Raw genomic sequence first — 19,382 nt, forward strand, 5'->3', positions numbered from 1 at the left:
GGTACGCTGGCTTGATGACTCGTCCAACGCTGCGTGAACTCGCCAGTCTGCCGACCGCGCCGGCCCGGCTCGCCGACTCCACGCTCGTCCTCATCGACTGCCAGAACACCTACACCCAGGGCACGATGGAACTCGAAGGCGTGCAGGCCGCACTCGTCGAGGCCGCGCAACTGCTGGACCGGGCTCGCACGGCGGGCATCCCGATCATCCACATCCAGCACTCCGACGGGCCGGGCTCGCTCTACGACATCGAAGGAGAGAGCGGCGCGATCGTCGCGTCGGTGGCACCCCGCGAGGGTGAGCCGGTTGTGGTCAAGAACTTCCCGAATTCCTTTGTGCAGACCGATCTTCAACAGCGGCTGCAAGAGGTCGACGCGTCGAACCTGGTGCTTGCGGGCTTCATGACGCACATGTGCGTGAACTCGACCGCACGTGGCGCGTTCAACCTCGGTTACGCGCCCACGGTCGTGGCGGCTGCCACCGCCACCCGCACGCTCGCAGGCCCGGACGGGGAGCCCGTGCCGGCCTCCGCGCTGCAGGCGGCGAGCCTGGCGGCGTTGTCGGACCTGTTCGCGGTCGTCGTGCCGCAGACGGTCGACATCCCCGACTAACTCGTCCAGTTCGCATTGAGCGCAGCGATCCGGTCGATGTTGTCCTCAGCCCAGGCGCGAAGCCGGCCCAGCGGCTCGGCGACGTCGCGGCCCAGTTCGGTCAGCGCATACTCGACGCGGGGCGGCACCTCGGCATAGACGGTGCGCCGCAGCAGTGACGCGGCCTCCAGCCGGCGCAGGGTCTGCGTCAACATCTTCGGCCCGACGCCGGGGAGCGCGGCGCGCAGTTCGGTGAACCGGGCCGGCCCCTGCTCCAGCAGCCCGATGGTCAACGCGGACCACTTGTTGGCCAGCAGATCCAGCAGTGCCCGGCACGGGCAGGCCTCGGCGTACACGTTGTGCTCGTCGTGCCGACCGGTCGGGCAGGTCGTGGCCACAGCTGGTTCTCCTCACTCCGTCTAGCTGCAAGTATTCCCTTGAGGGGAGTAGGCGTCCTTGCAGGAAACTGCCGGTGCGCGATTAGCATCCGTCGTCGTCAGCAATGCCAACAGATGAGGAGTGGCCACTATGCCCGATATGGCCGCGATCGGTTCCTACTCCGCCTTGCCGATCGACGATCCGGAAGCTCTGAAGGATGTCTCGGTTCCGGTGCCCGAGCTCCGCCCGCATGACGTGCTCGTGCGGGTGGCGGCCGTCTCGGTCAACCCCGTCGACGTCAAGCGCAGGCGCGGCCTGTCGCCCAGCACCGATCCGGTGATCCTGGGTTTCGACGCGGCGGGAACCGTCGAGGCGGTCGGGTCGGAGGTAACGACGCTTTCTGTGGGCGACGAAGTCTGGTACGCCGGGGATGTCACGCGGCCCGGTACGAACGCCGAATTCCACGCGGTCGACGAGCGTATCGTCGCGCGGAAGCCGAAAACGTTGTCGTTCACGGATTCTGCCGCACTACCGTTGACCACCATCACGGCTTGGGAGACATTGTTCGAGCGGTTTGCCCTCACGGCGGAGTCGCGGGGTGACCTGTTGGTGCTCGGCGGGGCCGGTGGGGTGGGATCGGTGTTGATACAGCTGGCCAAGGCGCTCACCGGGGTTCGCGTGATCGCGACGGCGAGCCGCACCGAATCCCGAGACTGGACGCTGCGTATGGGCGCCGACGAGGTGATCGACCATCGCGACCTGGGCGCCCAGGCGTTGCAGGTGGCACCGGACGGAATCGACTACCTGTTCTCGCCGCACTCGGCAGGCAACATCAGCACCTACGCCGACATCATGCGGCCGTTCGGGCATATCACAGCCATCGACGAGCCGGAGGGTCTCGATCTCGTCGAACTGAAGGCCAAAAGCATTGCCTGGCATTGGGAACTGATGTTCACCCGCCCGATGACGGGTTACGACATGATCGCCCAGCAACGAATGCTCGGCGCGGCCGCCGATCTGGTCGACGCGGGGACGCTGCGCAGCACGTTGACCAACGCGGTCGAAGGCTTCGACGCGGCCGGGCTTCGTGAGGCGCACGGTCAGGTGGAGTCCGGGCGCATGGTGGGCAAAGTGGTGGTGACGCGCGGCAAATAAACCGGTGGGCGGCCGGCTGACCCGCCTGGCAGAATCACGCCATGCGGAGCGATTCATGACGCAGCCTTCCACGCGCATCACCCGGCTCGACGAGAAGCAGAGCACCTCGCGAAGCCAACTGGACGAGCTGCTCGACAGCACCCCACTGGCCACCATCGCGCTCGTGCGCGACGATCACCCCGTCGTGTTCCCGACCGGATTCGCCCGCGTCGGAGACGAATTGGTGATCCACGGGTCCACGGGCTCGCCATGGCTGCGCGCACTCGCCGACGGCGTGCCCGCCGCGGTGTCGGTGACCGCGCTCGACGGTGTCGTGGTGGCGCGCAGCAGCTTCGAGTCGTCGTTTCATTACCGCAGTGCCGTCCTGTTCGGCTCGTTCGAGCGCATCCCCGACGACCACAAGGTCGGATACCTCGAAACCCTCACCGACTCCTTCATCCCCGGGCGGGTCGCCGAGTTGCGGGCCAGCACCCGCAAGGAGTTGGCCGCCACGATGGCGATGCGCCTGCCGATCGGCGCGGACAACTGGTCGCTCAAGGTCAGCGACGGGTGGCCGGAAGACCCTGACGAGGACATCGCCGCGGGCGCATGGGCCGGTGTGGTGCCGTTGACGGTGCAGTACGGAGCACCTCGGGCGGCGCCGGATGTCGTGGCGGGGACGCCGGTACCGGCGTCGGTGCGAGCCATGACGGGGCCCCTGCGGAACACGCCGTCGCGGTAGCCCTGGGCTGCCCGCGTGGCCCGGCTGGCAGAATCGGGCCTATGCGGATGTCGGCGAAGGCGGAGTATGCCGTCCGAGCCATGGTCCAGCTGGCCGCCGTCGGCGACGGCGATCTGGTGAAAACCGACGATCTGGCCAAGGCTCAGGGCATACCGTCGCAGTTCCTCGTCGACATCCTCTCCGACTTGCGCACCGATCGGCTGGTTCGCAGCCACCGGGGTCGCGACGGGGGATATGAGCTGGCTCGTGCTGCGGAGGAGATCAGCATCGCCGATGTGCTGCGCTGCATCGACGGTCCGCTGGCCAGCGTGCGCGACATCGGCCTGGGGGACCTGCCGTATTCGGGCCCGACCGCGGCACTGACCGATGTTTGGCGGGCACTGCGGGCCAGCATGCGTTCAGTGCTTGAGGAAACCAGCCTGGCCGACGTGGCATGCGGCAAGTTGCCGTCGCACGTGGCGAAATTGGCGGGTGCATACCTCAGTCAGGAAGAGCAGCGCGGGCACGGTTAGCCCGCTCGCTCAGCCGCCGTACGGCCGGGTGATGATCTCCAGGTAGTGGCCCGAGGGATCCTGGAAGTACACCCCGCGCCCGCCGTCGTTGTGGTTGATCTCGCCCGGCCGCGTACCGCGCGGATCGGCCCAGTGCTGCAGACCCCAGTCGCGGACCCTGCCGTAGATCGCGTCGAACTCGTCTTCGGACACCAGGAATGCGTAGTGCTGCGGACGGATCTCCTCGTCGGGGGACGCTTGCGCGTAGTCCAGGGTGACGCCGTGGTTGAGCGTCACGGCGAGAAACGGGCCGAATTCGCGCGGGCTGGGCAGCCCGAACAATTCGGTGAAGAAGACCGCGGACTCCTGCCGATCCTTGGCGGCGACGATGGTGTGGTTGAAGGTGATTGCCATATGTAGCCAGTAAACCCTTGGCTCGTCGCGGTCGGCAAGGTGCAGGATGAGGGCCATGCCGACCGTCGAAACCCTGACCGGTCCACGGCTGAGGCTGCGGGCACCGGTCGTCGATGACGCCGAAGCACTGTTCGCCCGCATCGCCTCCGACCCCGAGGTGACCCGCTATCTGTCGTGGCGCCCGCACCCCGATGTCGCGGAGACCAGGCGGGTCATCACGTCGCTGTTCAACGTCGGTGCGGAACGGACGTGGCTGATCGAGGTCGGTGGCGAGGTCGTCGGCCTGTGCGGCAGTCGACGCGTGCAGCCGTACGCGGTCGAACTGGGCTACTGCCTGGCCCGGTCGTACTGGCGTCAGGGTTTGATGACGGAGGCGGTGTCGATGGTGCTCGACGAGGAGAGGCGCGACCCGTCGGTGTACCGCGTGTCCGCCTACTGTCATGTCGACAATGCGGGCTCGGCGGGTGTGCTGCGGCGGTGCGGTTTGTCACTGGAAGGAAGGCTCGCGCGCTACGCAGTGTTTCCCAATATCAGCGAGGAGCCCCAGGATGTGCTCCTGTTCGGAAAGGCGGTGCGGTGATGAGTGGATTCGACCTGCGGGGCCTGGCGCGGCCGGTGATCGTGGCACCGATGGCCGGCGGGCCGTCGACGCCCGAACTCGCCGCGGCGGGCAGCAATGCGGGTGGGCTCGGGTTCATCGCGGCGGGCTACCTCACTGCTGACGCACTCGCCGATCGGATCTCGGCGGCCCGCGGTCTGACGTCCGAGCCGTTGGGCGTGAATTTGTTTGCGCCCCAGCCCAGTGCGGGCACACCCGACGGGATCGAGGCCTACGCGCGCGCATTGGCCGGTGAGTCGGACCGCTACGGTGTCGCGCTCGGCGAGCCGCGCTACGACGACGACGCATGGTCGGCGAAGCTCGAGGTGGTCGGGGATCTGCGGCCCGAGGTGGTGTCGTTCACGTTCGGCTTGCCGACGGCCGAGGAGATTTCGCGGCTGCGCGACGCCGGGATCACCACGGTGGGCACCGTGACGACGCCGGACGAGGCGCGGCTGGCGGTGGATCGTGGCGTCGACGCCCTCGCCGTCCAGGGGCCCGCGGCGGGCGGTCATCGCGGCACGTTCGACCCGGCCGCGCCGCCTGCGACGCAGCCGCTGGATCAGCTACTTGCCGAGGTGCTGGCGGCCGTGGACGTCCCGGTCGCGGCGGCCGGCGGGCTGGTGACGGCCGCCGATGTCGCGGGCGTAGTGGCCGCCGGTGCGGTGGCGGCGCAACTCGGCACCGCGTTCCTGCTGGCCGACGAGGCGGGCAGCAGTCCCGTGCACCGTGCCGCGCTGCAGAGTGCCGAGTTCACCGAAACCGTTGTGACGAGGGCTTTTTCCGGACGCTATGCGCGCGGCTTGCGCAACCGGTTCGTCATCGAGCACGAGGAACAGGCGCCGTTCGGCTATCCCGAGATCCACTATTTGACGAGCCCGGTGCGCAAGGCGTCCGTGACTGCAGGCGACCCGCAGGCCACCAACGTCTGGGCGGGTACCGGGTGGCGCAACATTCGCACGGGTTCGGTCAAGGACATCATCGGCGCACTCACCTGAGTTCATCCCAGCTGTCCCCGCCGCGACATCCGCGACGGCGGCAGCCCGAACTCCGATGTGAACGCCGCCGTGAACGCGGCAGGCGTCGCATAACCGAGCCGGCCCGCGACATCGGTCACCGAGGCACTGCGCAGCATCGGTACGGCGGCCAGCAGCCGCGCGCGGCGGCGCCAGATCGCGGGGCTGGTGCCGGTCTCGGCCCGGAAGCGCCGATTGAACGCGCGCTCACTGAGATTCAGCCGGGCGGCCCACTGCGCGTTGCCGATCCGCACATCCGGTGAGCCCAGATACTCCCGGCACAGCAGGGCCAGATCCGGTGCCGCGGGCAGCGCCACATGCAGGGCCAGCGGTGACAGGGCGGCGATCTCGTGCAACAACAGACTGGTGACGGCGCCTTCGCGACCCGCCGGGTCGTAGTCCACGTCGAAATCCACTGCGACGAGGAGCAGCTCGCGAAGCAACGGCGTCACCTGCACCACGGTGCACCGGCTTGGCCACCACGGCACCGCCGCGGGTTCGATGTAAAGGCTTCTGGTGCTCACGTCTTGTGTGCGCATCAAGTGCCGCACGCCGGGCGGTATGAGAACAGCGAGATCGGTGGGCACGGTCCAGGTGCCGTCACGTGTCTCGACCACCATCACCCCGGTGGCGCTGTAGAGGAACTGGGCGCGACGGTGGGAATGCCAGTCGAGGACGAACCCGTCCGGATAGTCCGTGCCGACCGGTAGTACCGCGCGGTCAGCCGCGTCGTAGTCATCGGCCGTCACATTGCGCATGGCACGACTCTATGGCCGAAAGTCGAAAAGATCATTCCTACCTTCGATTGTCGGTCCCTCGTGCATCCGGTGGACTCGAGTGGTGGGTTTCTGGATCCTGGCCGTGGTCGGCGCTCTGTCCGGCGTGACCACCGTGCTGTTCGGATTCGGCGGCGGCTTCGTCACGGTTCCCGTGATCGTCTGGGCCGATTCCGAACTCGGAGACGACGCGATGCGCACCGCGGTCGCAACTTCGGCGGTCGTCGTATTCGTCGGCGCGGCCATCGCCACGGCGTCCACCCGCCGAGAGATCCTGGCCGGTCTGCGCGGCGGGAGCGGCCTGGTGGCATTACTTGCGGTGGGCGGGCTGGTCGGTGGCATCGCCGCCCGACTTGTGCCCGCCGTGGTGGCCCAGTGGGGTTTCGTGGCCTACCTCGCCCTGACTCTCGCCGACGCCGTTATTCGCCCCGGCTTCGTTCGGCCTGCGGCCGCTCGGGCCGAACCCCGCACTGTCAGTGCGCGCTACGGCCTTCCGGTCGGCGCTGTCGCAGCCTTTCTCGGCGTCGGGGGAAGCGTTCTCACCGTGCCGTTGCTGCGGCGGGCCGGTCGGTCGATGGAATCGGCTACGGCGCTGGCCAATCCGCTCACGCTCGCGATCACCGCCCCTGCGGTGGTGCCACTGGTCGCATCCGTCGACATCACGTCCGCGGCGGCACTACTGCTCGGCGCCACGCCCGTCATCGTCATCCTGCGACGGACGAGAATCGGGATGCCCGACGCCGTCCACGCTCGGGTCTACCTTGGCCTGATCGCCGCGGTGACCCTCGCGATGGCAGCGGCGGCGCTGAGCTGACCTAGCCGCGATCGAGTCCGACTTCCTCCACCACGACCTCGCCGTTGTCGGAGCGCGCGGTGATCTCACCAACAGCGTTGTCGGGATTGGTGGTTTCGGGCACCCGCACCCTGGTGGAGGATCCCGACTGGGCGCGCACGAGGTACGGCCCGGGTTCTGGCAGGCCGATCACGACGGTGCCGTCGCGGCTGATCGCATTGACCGTGCGCGGGGCGGCATCGCGGAAATCGACGGTGATGTCCGCATCGGATGTGGTCGCGCTGAACTCCTCGGTGACCGCGATTGGATCGCGGGAGACGATCTCACCGTTGACGGTGTGGGCTTCGATACGCCGGGCCGCGCCGCTGAGGATGATCGCGCCGTCGGTGGTGCGCGCGATGAGCTGATCGACATCGGCCTGTGCGAACACCGCGCCGATCTCCTGTTCGGTGCGCACGGTGAGCCTGCGCGCCTGCTCGGGCGGCAGCGAGATGACGATCTCACCGCCGCGGGCCCATTCCAGCATGGGAGAGGGGTTGCCGGAGATGCTGATTCGGGCTTCGCCACCGGTGGTGCTCACCGCGAGCCGGTGCTCGCCACTGCGGGTGGTGTTGACCAGACGCAGATCGGCCTTGGCTTCGCGGGTTTCGCGGTCGGCCGTGATGCGGATCGCGACGGGCACCTGCGCGGTGTCGATGACCAGCGTGCGCATGGTGGCAGGCAGGGCCTGGTGATCGGTGACGACACGCAGGGCGCTGACGCCCCACGCCGCGACGCCGAGCCCGGCCAGTGTTGCGACGACCACCAGCGCGGCCGCTGCGATCAGAAACAGCCGGAACGCGGTGCGCCCACCCGGGGTGAGTTGAGGCGGCGGGGCGACAGGCGGCGGGGTGGTGATGGTGGTCATGATGGAAATCCTTCCGGGAATGGAGATTTCGGCTACGTCTCGAGGTAACGCAGGACCGCCAGGACGCGGCGGTTCTCGCTCTCGTCGGGGGCGAGATCCAATTTGGTGAAGATCGATGCGATGTGTTTCTCGGCCGAACCGACCGAGATGTGCAGGGCGGTGGCAATCGCCGAGTTGGTCTTGCCCTCGGCCATCAACTGCAGAACGTCTTGCTCGCGCGGGGTCAGCTGATCCAGTGCGCTGCGTCGGTGGGAACGAACCAAGATCTGTGACACCACCTCGGGATCGAGCACGGTTCCGCCGCCGCCCACCACCTCGACCGCGTCGAGAAAGGCAGGCACATCCGCGACCCGATCCTTCAGGAGATAACCGAATCCCTTGGTGTCCGAAGCGATCAGATCGGCTGCGTAGCGTTCTTCCACGTAGTGGGAGAGCACCAGGACCGGCGATTCGGGGTTCTGGCTGCGCAGCAGGGCTGCGGCCCGGATGCCCTCGTCGGTGAACGTCGGCGGCATCCGGACGTCGAGGATGGCCAGGTCGGGCCGGTGCTCGTTGACGAGCCGCAGCAGGTTGGTGGCGTCGGGAACACCGGCGACCACCTCATGGCCGGCGTCGGCGAGGATGCGCTCGATACCCGCCCGCAACAGGGCGGAATCCTCGGCGATTACGACGCGCATGGCAGCACCGCCGTGACGATCGTCGGCCCGGTCACCGGACTCGTCACCCCGAACGATCCACCGGCGGCCCGGACCCGTTCGTCCAAACCGCGCAGGCCGGTTGCGTTCTCGCCGGCATCGATCACCGCGCCGCCCCTACCATCGTCGAACACCGACACGTGCAGCACGTTGGCGGCATCGTCGAGCCGAACCGTCACCACCGCCTGCGTGGCCTCGGCGTGCTTGGCGATGTTGGTCAGCGCCTCGGCCACCACGAAGTAGGCGACCGATTCCACCTCGTCGGGCAGCCTGCGCGGCAGATCGACATGCAATGTTGTTGGCACTCCGGAGGTTTCGGCACGCTGCACCACCGAGGACAACGCCGCGTCCAGACCGCGGTCGGCCAGGATGGTGGGGGCGATGCCGCGCACCACATTTCGCAGCTCGACCAGTGCGCTCTTGGCGTCGTCGTGAGCCTCGGCGATCAGCGATTTCGCGGCGGGCAGATCAGAGTCCAGCTTGGTCTGTGCCAGCCCGATCGTCATCGCCAGGGACACGAGGCGGGGCTGCACGCTGTCGTGCAGATCGCGTTCGATGCGGTGGCGTTCGGTTTGGGCCGAGGACACGGCGCCTTGCCGTGCGTCGGCGAGTGCACTGACCTGATATTGGAGTGCCGCGGTGGGAGAGGGGGACAGCAGCCACCGGTCGATTGCGGCATCCAGGGCGGGCGCGAAGACCAGGATGGCCGCGGCAGCCGCGACTGCGACGATCGCCAACAGCCAGGCAATCGGCGGTGAGACGAACATCAGACCGGCATCGCCGTCACTCTGGCGGATCGCGGTGGCCGCGGCCGGCCCCACGAACGCGAACAACAGCAACCCGAACGCGATACCGGCGGCCAGCATGTCGTAGAGCATCCGCAGATAGTGGTGGGCGACGCCCTTCCAGAATCGTGCACTACTGATGTCGAGCCACTGTTGATGCGCCCAGCGCTGCAAGCCCGTGTAGTGCGACAGCCGGCGCGGCGGAATACCGATCTCCAAGCCGAAAACCGCCTCACTGCGAGACCGCTCGACCCACTCGACACCCCGCATCAGGTAGATGAAGACGATTGCGGCGAGCACGAATCCGATCACTGAGGGGATTGATGACAGCCCGATGATCAAGATGGACAACGGAATCCAGAACCACACCAGGGCCAGGGCGGCTCCCGTGATCAGCGAGGCCGTCGGTACGACGCCGATGTTGCGGGGCTTCGCCAGGGGCTCGGCAGGGGCGGGAGCGGCCGGTGGGCCGGTTTCGCTGATTGCGACCATGCCTTCAACCTACGAAGTCGGCGCGCCCGGCGACACAGCGTTTTCCCGCGAACCTGGTGGGGGATAACCACCCCCCGATGAGTTTCCCCGTCGTCGCCGGTCTACCCACCGTCAGCTTCACCACGCCCTAGGAGTACGCCATGACCGTTCTGACCGCACCGCGAGCCGACGACAAGGTCGGTGCAGGCAAGTCGTCGAGCCGTCGAATCGGAATCGGGATCAGCGTGCTGGTCGGCGCGTTTCTCGTGTTCGACGCCGTCGGCAAACTCACCCTGCCTCAGCAGGTCGAAGCCGGTACGGCATCGCTCGGCTTCCCGGTCGAACAGGCGCTCGTGATGGGCATCGTCCTGGCGGTCTGTGTCGTCGTCTACGCGGTCCCGCGCACCGCGGTGCTCGGGGCCTTGGGCCTCACGGCCTACCTCGGTGGCGCCGTCACCGCGAACATGCGTGTCGAAGCTCCGCTGTTCAGCCATACGTTGTTCGCGGTCTACCTCGGCACCCTGATGTGGATCGGGCTGCTGCTGCGTCGCCCCGAACTGCTCAAAGTGTTGGGGTTGCGGCGCTGAATCTCATTTCGGCGCCGTCAGCTCGAGCGCGATGTTGTCGGGGTCGCGGAACTCGAGGATGTAGGACGGCCCGATGTCCTTGACCGGTCCGTGCGCGACGCCCAGATCGTCGAGATGGCGTGCGGCGTCGTTGAGTTCCGCGACGCTTCCGACCCGGAAGGCCAAGTGGTCCAAGCCCGTTCGGTCCTCATCGAAGCGATCCTCGGCGACCGGTCGAAGCCCGATCAACGTGCCTCCGAGGTCATAGATCACGCCGCCGAACAGGAAGCTCAACCGCTCCCGGATGGTCGCGTTGGCGTTCTCGGGAAGCTCGAGCAGAACCGGCCAGCCGAAGACGCTTTCGTAGAACTGCCGCGACCGTTCGATGTCGGTGACCGTGAGCCGGACGTGCGCGATGGAAGACGTTGCAATCGCCATCCGCTCATGCTGCCACCGTGCCCCAAAACGCATCAGTGGTGACCCGCAGGGGCGGATCACCACTGATGAGGGGAAAGGTCGGATTACTCCGGTGCGTCGGCGGCCTCGGCGCCTTCATCGCCGGGGGTCCAGCCATCCCTGAGCTTGTCGGGGAACTCTCTCCAGTTCGTCTCGAGTTCGCTGGGGAAGCTCTTCCAGCTGGTTTCGAGTTTAGTGGGATAGTTCTGCCAGTCTTCTCTGAGCTGGCCGGGGAACTGCTCCCAAGCGTTGGCCTGAATCTGGACCGCGCAAGTCCAAGATTCTGTCGAGTTCGGCGTGTAGCCCTTCGGGCTGTTGATCTTGTCGATGACTTTGGAGCAGTCCGTAGCGGAAGCCGGTGCGGCGAATGCGATAGCGCCCCCGAGTGCCCCGGCGGCCAAAGCGCCCACGCTGAGTTTGTTCATGGTCTGTGTCCCTCGGCTGAAAAGCTGACTTGAGTGGACTGTATACCTAAACACACCAGTTTGCTGAAGTTTTTACTACGCGTCTTTTCCGGTCATGCGCCGACAAAGCGTCGCCGCGGACGGCGGCACGCATCCATCGGCTCGAAAGATCGAGTTGACCTGGGAAATTGTGATCTGTGACCCGGCTGCGGCCGACCGCGTCGAGCGCGCCGACGTCTCAGCCGCGCGATCCGACGATTAACTTTTGCCACACGTGGCCTGTCACGGGCCGTGCCAGAATCACTTCGTGCGGGTTGGGATGACGATGCCGGTGATGGAACCACAATTGGATGCCGCGACTTTGCGAGCCTGGGCGCACGTCATCGATGGAGGTCCGTTCTCCTCGCTGTGCTGGGGTGAGCGGATCGCGTTCGACAACCCCGACAGCCTCACCCTGCTCGGAGCGTTGGCGGCCTGGACCGATCGGGTCCGGTTGGTGACGACGGTCGTGGTGCCCCAGCTGCACGACCCCGTCATGCTGGCCAAGGGCCTCGCCACGGGCGATCTGCTGAGCGGCGGCCGGTTGACGGTCGGCATCGGAATCGGCGGCCGTGAGGAGGACTACCGGGCCGTCGGAGCCGACCCCGCCACGCAGACCCGACAGGGACTGGCCGAGCGGGTCGCGGTGATGAAGCGCGTGTGGGCAGGTGAGAAGGTCACCGATTCGACGCTGCCGGTGGGCCCACCGCCCGTGCAGACCGGCGGACCGCCGCTGCAGATCGGAACCATCGGACCCAAGACCGTGCGGGATGCGGCCGCGTGGGCGGACGGCGTGGCGGGGACGACCCTGGACCTGGATTTGGACAAGCAGGGCGAGTTGTTCGACATCGCACGAGCGGCGTGGGCCGAGGCCGGTAAACCGAAGCCGCACCTGGCCACGTCGTTCTGGTTCGCGCTCGGTGCACCCGACGAGGCGCGCGCGCAGGTGCACCGCCATCTGCGTCGGTACATGAACTGGATTCCCGCCGAGTACGTCGACGCCATGGCTCTCACTACCGGCTGGGCCGGCAGCGAGGACGAACTGGTCGAGGTGCTGGGCAAGTTCGAGGACATCGGCACCGACGAGGTGCATCTCATCCCCACGAGCGCCAACATCGACCAGTTGCGCCGCGTCGCCGACGTCGTGAAGATCTTCGCCTGACGGTGGGGCGATGGCAGGCTGAGAGCATGGCTGCCACCCCGCTTCCGCCGATCGTCTCCCGCGCCGAGTGGGAGGAGCAACGCGCGAAACTTCTTGTCCGCGAGAAGGAACTGACGCGCATGAAGGATGCGGTCAGCGCGGCGCGACGGCGCCTGCCGATGGTCGAGATCACCGAGAACTACGTGTTCGACACCGAGAGCGGACCGCTGTCGCTGCTCGATCTGTTCGACGGGCGGCGGCAGTTGATCGTGCAGCACTTCATGTTCGGGCCCGACTGGGACCAAGGCTGCGACGGCTGCTCGATGATGGCCGACCACATCGGACCGCTGTCACACCTGCACGCCAAGGACACGTCGTTCGTGCTGGTGTCGCGGGCACCGATGGGCAAGCTGCTGGCGTTTCGCGACCGTATGGGATGGGCGCTGCCGTGGGTGTCCTCCGGAGCGACGACCTTCAACGAGGATTTCCACGTCACGGTCGACGGTGAGGAACGTCACGCCATCAGCGTGTTCCTGCGTGACGGCGCACGCGTGTTTCACACCTGGTCGACCTACAACCGCGGCGAGGAACCGTTCATGGTGGTGTTCGACCTGCTCGACCTCACGCCGTACGGGCGACAGGAGACCTGGGAGGACTCGCCGAAGGGCTGGCCACAGCAACCGCCCTACGAGTGGATGCGGCTTCACGACTCCTACTGACCTGGCTGTTTAACGCTCGCGAGGAGTAGAACGATAGATAGATAGAGGCCGCAATTCGGCTGATGAGGAGCTAGAGATGAATTTCGTGAAGAAGATCGCCACGACAGCCGCCACCGTCGGTGCGCTCGGCTTCGCCGCCGTCGGAATCGGTGCAGGTCAGGCCAATGCCGATGAGCCATGGTGGTGGGAGCCCGTGCCGCCGCCAGGACACTTCGTGCCGTCCCCGGGCCACATCAGCCACCTGCCGTTCGTCCCGCCGCCAGGGCACTGGGACAAGCCCGGCAAGTGGTTCAAGTAGGGCCGGCGTCAACCCGGTTACTTGCTCGCCTTCTTCAGCGCCTGGAATTTCATGACGATCTCGTCGCTGATGCGGAAGGCATCGTTTTCCTGCGGTAGGTCGTAGTAGGCCGCCTCGGCGGCCTTGAAGCGTTCGACGGCTGCCTCGTACCTGCGCTGGTTCTCCGGCGTGGGGTTGGCATCCTTCGCCGCCTCTGCGGCTTCGAATGCCTTTGCCGCAGCGTTCAACTCGGCATAGACCTGATGGGTCTTGGGGGAGTCTGCGCCGTTCTGTGAGTCGTACCAGCCCTCGGCGATCGCCGCTTCCATCGTGCCTGGCTTGAGTTGGTTCTCCGGCTTGAGGGCTTCCTTGATGACGTCCTTCTTCGTGCTGGTCTGCCAATAGATCTGGCCTTCGGTCAGCCCGCGGCCGGCGAGCATCGCCGCGATGCGGAACGCCTGTTCGGCGTGCCGGGCTTCGTGATAGAGGGTCGAAGTGAGTGCGGTGGTGTGACGATCGCGCTCAGCCGGCTCGGTGGGCAGTTCTTTGAAGGCCGACGCCCTGATGAAGATCGTCCACGTGGTGCTGTCGAACTCGTTGCCCTCACCCGTGGTCAGCTCGACGTCGGGTACTCCGACTTCACCGAGATGTTTGTTGATCTCAGCCTTCAACGCCAGTCGCCGCGCTTCGGGGGTCTTGAGTTCGTCCCACTTGTCCAGAATCGTTTTCATCTCTCCGACGTAGACGGTGATCCGGGCGCTGACCCCGAGACCGCCCTGGAACATGCGCGGCAAGGTGCGGGGACCGGCCATGCCGTCGACCTTGAGGTGTGGCTCGAATTCGCTGCCTTTCGTGCGCTGCCATTCGGCGACTGCCTGCACGTCGGCGGCATCCATCTCATCCTTCGGCGGGGTGCCGACCGCGACTTGGATCTGGTTGATGACTTCCTTGGTGTAGCGCTTGGGTTTCTGTTTGTAGTAGAAAATCGCGCCGGTGACCTGCTGGGGATCGAGAATGCCCTCGACTTCGATCACCGGTTGACGCTGTACGTGCAGCAGGTCCGCGGTGGCGCGATTTCCGGCCAGGCGCTGCAGCCCGAGTATTCCGCCGGACATCTTGACATCGACGCCGATGGCCCCGGCGCGACGTGATGTGTTGGCGCAGCGTCGCGTATCGCGCGGCAACCGTTCGAACATGCGATCTCGCCCCCTCATGCGAGACGGATACGCCGAACCTACGAAGTGCGCGGGACGAAAGCAATGGACAAAAGGGCAGATTCGCGACGGACGCCCTCCGATGTCCTTGCGTAGAAAAACGACCGAAAGGCATTTCGAAAAAGGCGTCCACTCACGAACCCGCGTGGTGCCACACTTGGCGAAATTCGCAGTGCGTCAAGCGATGGGGTAGTGATCATGAATCCGTCGCATATCCGAGTCGTCGCGTATACATGCGTGCTCGCAGTCGGAGTCATGATCGGCACCCCGGCGATCGCGTTCGCAGAACCAAGTATTGACGGCAGTGTCACCGCAGGCGGTGAAACCCCCAGTGGCTCACCCGAATTAACGTCATCGACAACCGGTTCCGATGCAACCGCAGCATCGCTGGAGCCAACTGCCGCCGACAGCGCCGAAGACAGCGCCGCCGCGGCGGAACGAAACGCTGTCGAAGGTGTCGAGAGCACCGTCGGCTCCGGTCGTGAACCCGGGGACCCGCCGCTCGCCGAAGAAGGCGGATCGACCGAAACGTCGACAACCGAACAGCCTTCGGCGACCACCAGCGCGACGGACGAGGAGTCCGTCACTGCCGATGCGGACGCGGGTTCGGCCAACTCGGATTCCGACTCGAACACGGCCACGTCGGAGTCAAACGAGTCGGAGGGCTCTGGAGCCGCTCCGGCCGCTCAAACACAATCCGCGGGCAGTACCGCCGCGCCGCCTGACGACACTCCGAGCCTGCCTGCCACCGAGACCGTGCCGGCTGCGGCATATGCGATGGCCGTGCCCTATCTGGCCTTGTTGGGGGTCCAGGCAGTGGCGGCACCGATCGCACATGTCCTCGCCGCAGTGACGTACCTGCTCGCCGAGGTTGTGGTCGTCCCGCTCCTACACCTGCAACGCGATCTTGCGATGTTGTTCTCGATCGCCGGTGTCGAACCCGTGGTGGACAGCCTGGCGCGAATCGGCGTCGTGCTGTCGCCATCGGTTCAGGACGCATTGGCCTCGAAGTTCGGCGAACCGGCGCCCGGCGCTTCCCCGTTGGATGCGGCATCGATCGCCGCGTCCGCGCCCGAAGCGATATTCCCTGCCGCGGAGACGCCGCCGCCCGCCGTCGCACCGCACGAACCGAGCGAGTCGGTGCTGTCCCGGGTGTCGTCGTTCATCGGCGACATCACCCGCAAACTGCTGGAATCCCCGACCTTGATGGCGCTGGCCATCGCAGCCCTGCCCGGCCTCGCCGGGCTGTTGGTGCTGACCGCCGGCGGCGTCCGGCTCGGCTACCGTCAGGCCAAGGCCAGGGTCGCCATACAGATGCACGGCATCGCCCGCTTCGTCGCGATGGAGCCGACAGTCAGCGCTCGGTGCGGGGCATTGGTGTTGTTGCGCCCACGAACGTGGTCGGCGCGAGAACCGGATGTCACGGCCATGCTGGACGAAGCGGCATAGGCGCTGAGAAATTTCTCACCACACGGATGGAATAACCGCGCGGCGTAATTGATTCCACACATTGGGACCGCCCGATCCGGTGCGGTTGACCCGAGACCGAGTGGAAGTGGTCAGAGGTGGATTCGAACAGAAAACGCAGGCAGTTCAGGGCAGTGTCGGCCGGCATCGGCCTGACGGCAGCTGCGGCGATGGCGGTGCTCGGCGTGCTGATGAGCCAGACACCTGCCGGAACGCAGAATTGGAGCCAGGCTCCGATGGAGACTGGAGCGACGGTAACGAAATCAACTGCGGCAACCGAGCCGGAAACGTCAGTGGCCAAGCCGCCGTTCACCTTTACGACGCCAGAGGGGTTTGCGGTACCGCACTGAGCGCCGGGTGTGAACATTCACACGGCGACAACTGACGGCTGACCAAGGCGGGTCGAGATATGCGAAACGCCTTGGCTGAAGCGTGTTTACGTCGCAGGTTGCTCAAACCCTAAGGCGAGCAACGCTTTCTCGTAGTGCGCGAATCATGTTGAATGACAGTGTCATTCACCGGGAGATCGTATGCGCGCGTTATTTCGCGCCGGGTCATCGGTGTCGGCACAGGTCATGAGGCAGGGGCACGGGTTTGTGGTCTTCACGCGTCGTTCTCGTTGTCGTCGAACGCGGTCTCTTCACCGATCTGGCCCAGGGCCCGGCCACCGCCAAGGAACTGATGGGCAGGCTCGGCTGGCATCCGCGGGCCACTGCCGCACTACTCGACTGTCTCGTCGCGCTCGGGCTGCTCAAGTGCGACCGCAACGGCCGGTACTCGAACTCGTTGCGGGCAAGTCTGTTCCTGGACCGCAACAGCCCAGCTACATCGGTGGGCTCATGGAGTTGTCGAGTAGGCGTCTCTACGACCCCTGGTCGGGGCTCGGCGGACTGATGAGCACCGGAAAACCCGCCGCCGAGGAAGGGAGCAGCGACAACGAGTTCTTCGCCACGCTCTACCGGGACCCCGATGCGCTTCGGCAATTCCTGTCCGGGATGACCGGTATCTCGACAGCCGAAGCGACGTTGATCGCCGCGCGGTCCCCGTGGAAGCGTTTCAGGTTTCAGTACGTCCGCCGATATCGGGGGGCGCAGCGTGCGCTGGCGGTCCGCGTCGCGCTGACCCATCGACACCTGAGCGGCGTAACTACGACACTACGACCTGGCCGCGGCCGGCCCCGTCTTCACCGAGTACGTCTCGTCGTTCGGATTGCAGTCTCGGCTGTCGTTCGTCGACGGAGGGGCGCTCATGGTCTACGACGCCGAGTATCTGCGGTGGCTTGGCGATTCCGGCTTCCGCGACGTCAATGTCACGCATCTGGTCGGGCCGACATCGATGGTTTATCGGGTTCAAGCCGGGGGAGTAGGCATATTTCTGTTGCCAGGGAGCGGGCGCTAAGGCCTGGTCAGAGGCTATTTTGGGGTGCCGGACCGCGCTATGAGCGATTCAAGGCACTTGTCCTGTGGGCGGGTTGGTGCGGCCTGCGCATCGTGAAGCGACAGAGCTACGGCGCAAAGACCTCGATGCCGATTGCACGGTGGTTTTCATCGCGGGCGGTGTCACTCATCGCGGCGGCAATTGTCTCTTAGGGCCGACGAAAACAAAAGAACCGCGTCATGTCGACATTCCGCCACACATTCAACGGAACTTTATCGACCTGAGCCGGTACCTGAGCAAGAGTCCGGACGCGTTGTTGTTCGAGCCCGCCAGGGGTAGGTGCCACTTGAATGACCTGTGTTCAGCAAAGACATCTTTCAGAAGGCCGCGAAAGATGTTGGTCGCGAGGACTTGACCGCACACGACTTACGTCGGTTCGCCGGATCGAATCACGCGCAAGTTGGTGCGACGCTGGCTGAGAACATGAAGCGGTTGGGGCATTCGACAGTCAAAGCCGCATTGCTCTATCAGCATTCCTATGACGACAGTGGCAAAAAGCTTGCGGCGAACTTGAGCGCCAGTGCGTTGGCTGAGATCGCGGCTGCTGCTGACATCGTCGCTGAGGCCGCCGACTCGATCGCTGCTGTCACCGATGACATCTAGCGGTAGGGCTTGGTACCGTTCATCTCAGCAAATCTGCGAACGAGGGGGATCGGTGGTAGGTCAGCTCGAGGCAAACTCCGGGGTAAGCGTGTGAGCGCTGTGCCTACCGGTGCGGCTGGTTTGCCGTCGCGCTCGGAAATCGAGAACTGGGATACCGACGATTTGACCAACGCGGCGGCGAGCTGGCGCGCGTCGGCCACCGAGTCAGAGAACGTGTTCGAGCAGCACCGCCAGAACATTGCCTCACCGGGCGGGACAACCTGGGAGGGCAACGCGAAAGATGCCGCGCTGGACCGTGTGACCGCCGATGTTGCGGTAGTTCGCACCCAAAGCGGAGTGCTTCGAGAAGCTGCCGCGATCGCTGAAAACGGCAGCCAAGACATCCAAGCAGCACAGCGCAAGGCGCAAGAGGCAATCGCTCACGCCGAAGCCGATGGCTTTTCGGTTGGTGAGGATCTCACTGTCACCGACACTCGCCGTGTTGACGTGTTCACGATGGCGGCTCGTCACACCGCCACCACCGAACACGCCGAAGACATCCGATGGAACGCCGAGCAGCTCGCTGCCACTGATGCCCTTGTTGGAGAACGACTGGCAGCGAAAGCTGTTGAGCTGGACGGGATTCGGTTCGACGGTGAAGGCGACGGCTCCACGGTGCAGGCAGTCAGCTTTAACACAATGCCACAGTCGCCGCAATTTCCGTTGCCGCAGAAGCCGTGGGAGTACAACAACGACTACACGGCCAATGTCAATGTGCGAGACGCAAACGGAAATATCGTTAGTGCAGGGACATTGGTTTCGTTGGATGACGTTTGGAATGAGTTGAATCGGTGCTTCAACTGCAACTTTCCGATAGGCGGAGCGCCGAAAGAATTCCCGAAGGTTGGCGACGAATACCCGCTGGAAATGCGAATCGCTGGCGTCAAAGCGGCCAATCTTCCCGTGAAGGTAACAGAGGTAAGTCGGACCGAGGATGCTATAGACATCGAATTCGCCACTCTGCCAGGCCATGCTGATGGTGACGGAAGTACGATCCACTTCCGATGGTCGGAAGAAGCCGGACAGTTGCATCTTGATATTCGCGGTTACATCACCGAGGGGCCGGGATCGGGTGAAAATCCGTTCTCTGCCGGTGCTCGCGTGGGTTACACAGCTCTGGCCGAAGTCGTTTGGCAACCGTACATAGATCGAGTCGCGACCCACGTTGTGCAATCGAAGGGGTATGAAGCGCTGCCCCAAGGTGTCGTGCTGGGCGGGCATTAAGGTGGA

The 19,382-nt window shown here is 65.5% G+C and carries 25 protein-coding genes; 16 read left to right on the top strand and 9 right to left on the bottom strand.

What is annotated here, in order from left to right:
• The first annotated feature begins 14 nt into the window (after nucleotides 1–14).
• Complete coding sequence (locus ACOI2T_RS10210) at nucleotides 15–611, top strand: cysteine hydrolase family protein (RefSeq protein WP_409506416.1); 597 nt, start codon at nucleotides 15–17, stop codon at nucleotides 609–611.
• Here ACOI2T_RS10210 and ACOI2T_RS10215 read toward each other — a convergent pair.
• The gene (locus ACOI2T_RS10215) at nucleotides 608–988 is read right to left on the bottom strand and encodes a winged helix-turn-helix transcriptional regulator (RefSeq protein WP_409506417.1); all 381 of its coding nucleotides are present in this window, start codon (nucleotides 986–988) and stop codon (nucleotides 608–610) included. The two genes, ACOI2T_RS10210 and ACOI2T_RS10215, sit on opposite strands and share 4 nt — an antisense overlap.
• 130 nt (nucleotides 989–1,118) lie before the next feature.
• Here ACOI2T_RS10215 and ACOI2T_RS10220 point away from each other — a divergent pair, with 130 nt between their 5' ends.
• The 3 genes from ACOI2T_RS10220 to ACOI2T_RS10230 are packed head-to-tail and all read left to right on the top strand — an operon-like array spanning nucleotide 1,119 to nucleotide 3,356.
• The gene (locus ACOI2T_RS10220) at nucleotides 1,119–2,123 is read left to right on the top strand and encodes a zinc-binding alcohol dehydrogenase family protein (protein ID WP_409506418.1); all 1,005 of its coding nucleotides are present in this window, start codon (nucleotides 1,119–1,121) and stop codon (nucleotides 2,121–2,123) included.
• A 55-nt stretch (nucleotides 2,124–2,178) separates the two neighbouring features.
• Nucleotides 2,179–2,844 (top strand): pyridoxamine 5'-phosphate oxidase family protein, encoded by a 666-nt coding sequence (locus ACOI2T_RS10225; protein ID WP_409506419.1) that lies wholly within the window; start codon nucleotides 2,179–2,181, stop codon nucleotides 2,842–2,844.
• Nucleotides 2,845–2,885: 41 nt separating this feature from the next.
• The gene (locus tag ACOI2T_RS10230) at nucleotides 2,886–3,356 is read left to right on the top strand and encodes an Rrf2 family transcriptional regulator (RefSeq protein WP_067858774.1); all 471 of its coding nucleotides are present in this window, start codon (nucleotides 2,886–2,888) and stop codon (nucleotides 3,354–3,356) included.
• Nucleotides 3,357–3,365: 9 nt separating this feature from the next.
• Here the strand turns inward: ACOI2T_RS10230 and ACOI2T_RS10235 are convergent, their stop codons facing one another.
• Complete coding sequence (locus ACOI2T_RS10235) at nucleotides 3,366–3,749, bottom strand: VOC family protein (RefSeq protein WP_067858771.1); 384 nt, start codon at nucleotides 3,747–3,749, stop codon at nucleotides 3,366–3,368.
• Nucleotides 3,750–3,804: 55 nt separating this feature from the next.
• On the opposite strand from ACOI2T_RS10235, the gene ACOI2T_RS10240 reads away from it, so the two are divergent.
• Nucleotides 3,805–4,329 (top strand): GNAT family N-acetyltransferase, encoded by a 525-nt coding sequence (locus tag ACOI2T_RS10240; RefSeq protein ID WP_409506420.1) that lies wholly within the window; start codon nucleotides 3,805–3,807, stop codon nucleotides 4,327–4,329.
• Nucleotides 4,329–5,345, top strand: coding sequence for a nitronate monooxygenase (locus tag ACOI2T_RS10245; protein ID WP_409506421.1), 1,017 nt, complete (start codon nucleotides 4,329–4,331; stop codon nucleotides 5,343–5,345). Before ACOI2T_RS10240 ends, ACOI2T_RS10245 begins: the two co-directional genes overlap by 1 nt.
• Before the next feature lie 2 nt (nucleotides 5,346–5,347).
• Here the strand turns inward: ACOI2T_RS10245 and ACOI2T_RS10250 are convergent, their stop codons facing one another.
• On the bottom strand, nucleotides 5,348–6,121 hold the full coding sequence (locus ACOI2T_RS10250; RefSeq protein WP_409506422.1) for an AraC family transcriptional regulator: 774 nt from the start codon (nucleotides 6,119–6,121) through the stop codon (nucleotides 5,348–5,350).
• 82 nt (nucleotides 6,122–6,203) lie between these two features.
• Between ACOI2T_RS10250 and ACOI2T_RS10255 the strand changes: the two genes are divergently transcribed.
• Nucleotides 6,204–6,953 (top strand): sulfite exporter TauE/SafE family protein, encoded by a 750-nt coding sequence (locus ACOI2T_RS10255; RefSeq protein WP_409506423.1) that lies wholly within the window; start codon nucleotides 6,204–6,206, stop codon nucleotides 6,951–6,953.
• 1 nt (nucleotide 6,954) lies between these two features.
• Here the strand turns inward: ACOI2T_RS10255 and ACOI2T_RS10260 are convergent, their stop codons facing one another.
• Genes ACOI2T_RS10260 through ACOI2T_RS10270 form a run of 3 tightly spaced genes read right to left on the bottom strand, consistent with a single transcriptional unit; the run spans nucleotide 6,955 to nucleotide 9,811 of the window.
• Nucleotides 6,955–7,839 (bottom strand): DUF4097 family beta strand repeat-containing protein, encoded by an 885-nt coding sequence (locus tag ACOI2T_RS10260; protein WP_067858758.1) that lies wholly within the window; start codon nucleotides 7,837–7,839, stop codon nucleotides 6,955–6,957.
• A gap of 32 nt (nucleotides 7,840–7,871) precedes the next feature.
• Complete coding sequence (locus ACOI2T_RS10265) at nucleotides 7,872–8,516, bottom strand: response regulator transcription factor (protein ID WP_067858756.1); 645 nt, start codon at nucleotides 8,514–8,516, stop codon at nucleotides 7,872–7,874.
• The gene (locus ACOI2T_RS10270) at nucleotides 8,504–9,811 is read right to left on the bottom strand and encodes a sensor histidine kinase (protein WP_409506424.1); all 1,308 of its coding nucleotides are present in this window, start codon (nucleotides 9,809–9,811) and stop codon (nucleotides 8,504–8,506) included. The genes ACOI2T_RS10265 and ACOI2T_RS10270 overlap by 13 nt, the downstream gene beginning before the upstream one ends.
• 140 nt (nucleotides 9,812–9,951) lie before the next feature.
• On the opposite strand from ACOI2T_RS10270, the gene ACOI2T_RS10275 reads away from it, so the two are divergent.
• Nucleotides 9,952–10,377: a DoxX family protein gene (locus tag ACOI2T_RS10275; protein ID WP_409506425.1), complete on the top strand. Its 426-nt coding sequence runs from the start codon at nucleotides 9,952–9,954 to the stop codon at nucleotides 10,375–10,377.
• 3 nt (nucleotides 10,378–10,380) lie between these two features.
• On the opposite strand, the gene ACOI2T_RS10280 is transcribed toward ACOI2T_RS10275, so the two are convergent.
• Both ACOI2T_RS10280 and ACOI2T_RS10285 read right to left on the bottom strand, forming a co-directional pair.
• Nucleotides 10,381–10,794 carry a VOC family protein gene (locus tag ACOI2T_RS10280; RefSeq protein ID WP_067858747.1) on the bottom strand — a complete coding sequence of 138 codons (414 nt, stop codon included), beginning with the start codon at nucleotides 10,792–10,794 and terminating at the stop codon, nucleotides 10,381–10,383.
• Nucleotides 10,795–10,877: 83 nt separating this feature from the next.
• Nucleotides 10,878–11,237: a hypothetical protein gene (locus ACOI2T_RS10285; RefSeq protein ID WP_409506426.1), complete on the bottom strand. Its 360-nt coding sequence runs from the start codon at nucleotides 11,235–11,237 to the stop codon at nucleotides 10,878–10,880.
• 298 nt (nucleotides 11,238–11,535) lie between these two features.
• Between ACOI2T_RS10285 and ACOI2T_RS10290 the strand changes: the two genes are divergently transcribed.
• The 3 genes from ACOI2T_RS10290 to ACOI2T_RS10300 all read left to right on the top strand — a co-directional run bounded on the left by ACOI2T_RS10290 (nucleotide 11,536) and on the right by ACOI2T_RS10300 (nucleotide 13,413).
• Nucleotides 11,536–12,417, top strand: a complete 882-nt coding sequence (locus ACOI2T_RS10290) for an LLM class flavin-dependent oxidoreductase (RefSeq protein WP_409506448.1) — start codon at nucleotides 11,536–11,538, stop codon at nucleotides 12,415–12,417.
• Between the two features lie 26 nt (nucleotides 12,418–12,443).
• Nucleotides 12,444–13,115: a DUF899 domain-containing protein gene (locus tag ACOI2T_RS10295; protein ID WP_409506427.1), complete on the top strand. Its 672-nt coding sequence runs from the start codon at nucleotides 12,444–12,446 to the stop codon at nucleotides 13,113–13,115.
• Between the two features lie 76 nt (nucleotides 13,116–13,191).
• Nucleotides 13,192–13,413 carry a hypothetical protein gene (locus tag ACOI2T_RS10300; RefSeq protein WP_067858739.1) on the top strand — a complete coding sequence of 74 codons (222 nt, stop codon included), beginning with the start codon at nucleotides 13,192–13,194 and terminating at the stop codon, nucleotides 13,411–13,413.
• A 17-nt stretch (nucleotides 13,414–13,430) separates the two neighbouring features.
• Here ACOI2T_RS10300 and ACOI2T_RS10305 read toward each other — a convergent pair whose 3' ends face one another.
• On the bottom strand, nucleotides 13,431–14,588 hold the full coding sequence (locus ACOI2T_RS10305) for a hypothetical protein (RefSeq protein WP_409506428.1): 1,158 nt from the start codon (nucleotides 14,586–14,588) through the stop codon (nucleotides 13,431–13,433).
• A 255-nt stretch (nucleotides 14,589–14,843) separates the two neighbouring features.
• On the opposite strand from ACOI2T_RS10305, the gene ACOI2T_RS10310 reads away from it, so the two are divergent.
• The 5 genes from ACOI2T_RS10310 to ACOI2T_RS10330 all read left to right on the top strand — a co-directional run bounded on the left by ACOI2T_RS10310 (nucleotide 14,844) and on the right by ACOI2T_RS10330 (nucleotide 19,376).
• Nucleotides 14,844–16,055 carry a hypothetical protein gene (locus ACOI2T_RS10310; RefSeq protein WP_409506429.1) on the top strand — a complete coding sequence of 404 codons (1,212 nt, stop codon included), beginning with the start codon at nucleotides 14,844–14,846 and terminating at the stop codon, nucleotides 16,053–16,055.
• A 116-nt stretch (nucleotides 16,056–16,171) separates the two neighbouring features.
• Nucleotides 16,172–16,423, top strand: coding sequence for a hypothetical protein (locus tag ACOI2T_RS10315; RefSeq protein WP_085145927.1), 252 nt, complete (start codon nucleotides 16,172–16,174; stop codon nucleotides 16,421–16,423).
• A 244-nt stretch (nucleotides 16,424–16,667) separates the two neighbouring features.
• The gene (locus tag ACOI2T_RS10320) at nucleotides 16,668–16,967 is read left to right on the top strand and encodes a methyltransferase family protein (RefSeq protein ID WP_409506430.1); all 300 of its coding nucleotides are present in this window, start codon (nucleotides 16,668–16,670) and stop codon (nucleotides 16,965–16,967) included.
• A gap of 840 nt (nucleotides 16,968–17,807) precedes the next feature.
• On the top strand, nucleotides 17,808–18,113 hold the full coding sequence (locus ACOI2T_RS10325) for a site-specific integrase (RefSeq protein WP_409506431.1): 306 nt from the start codon (nucleotides 17,808–17,810) through the stop codon (nucleotides 18,111–18,113).
• Nucleotides 18,114–18,203: 90 nt separating this feature from the next.
• Nucleotides 18,204–19,376 (top strand): WXG100 family type VII secretion target, encoded by a 1,173-nt coding sequence (locus tag ACOI2T_RS10330; protein ID WP_421876478.1) that lies wholly within the window; start codon nucleotides 18,204–18,206, stop codon nucleotides 19,374–19,376.
• Nucleotides 19,377–19,382 lie beyond the last annotated feature (6 nt).

The sequence above is a fragment of the Mycolicibacterium wolinskyi str. Jessa 2025 genome (assembly GCF_049241375.1).
GTDB classification, from domain to species: domain Bacteria; phylum Actinomycetota; class Actinomycetes; order Mycobacteriales; family Mycobacteriaceae; genus Mycobacterium; species Mycobacterium wolinskyi.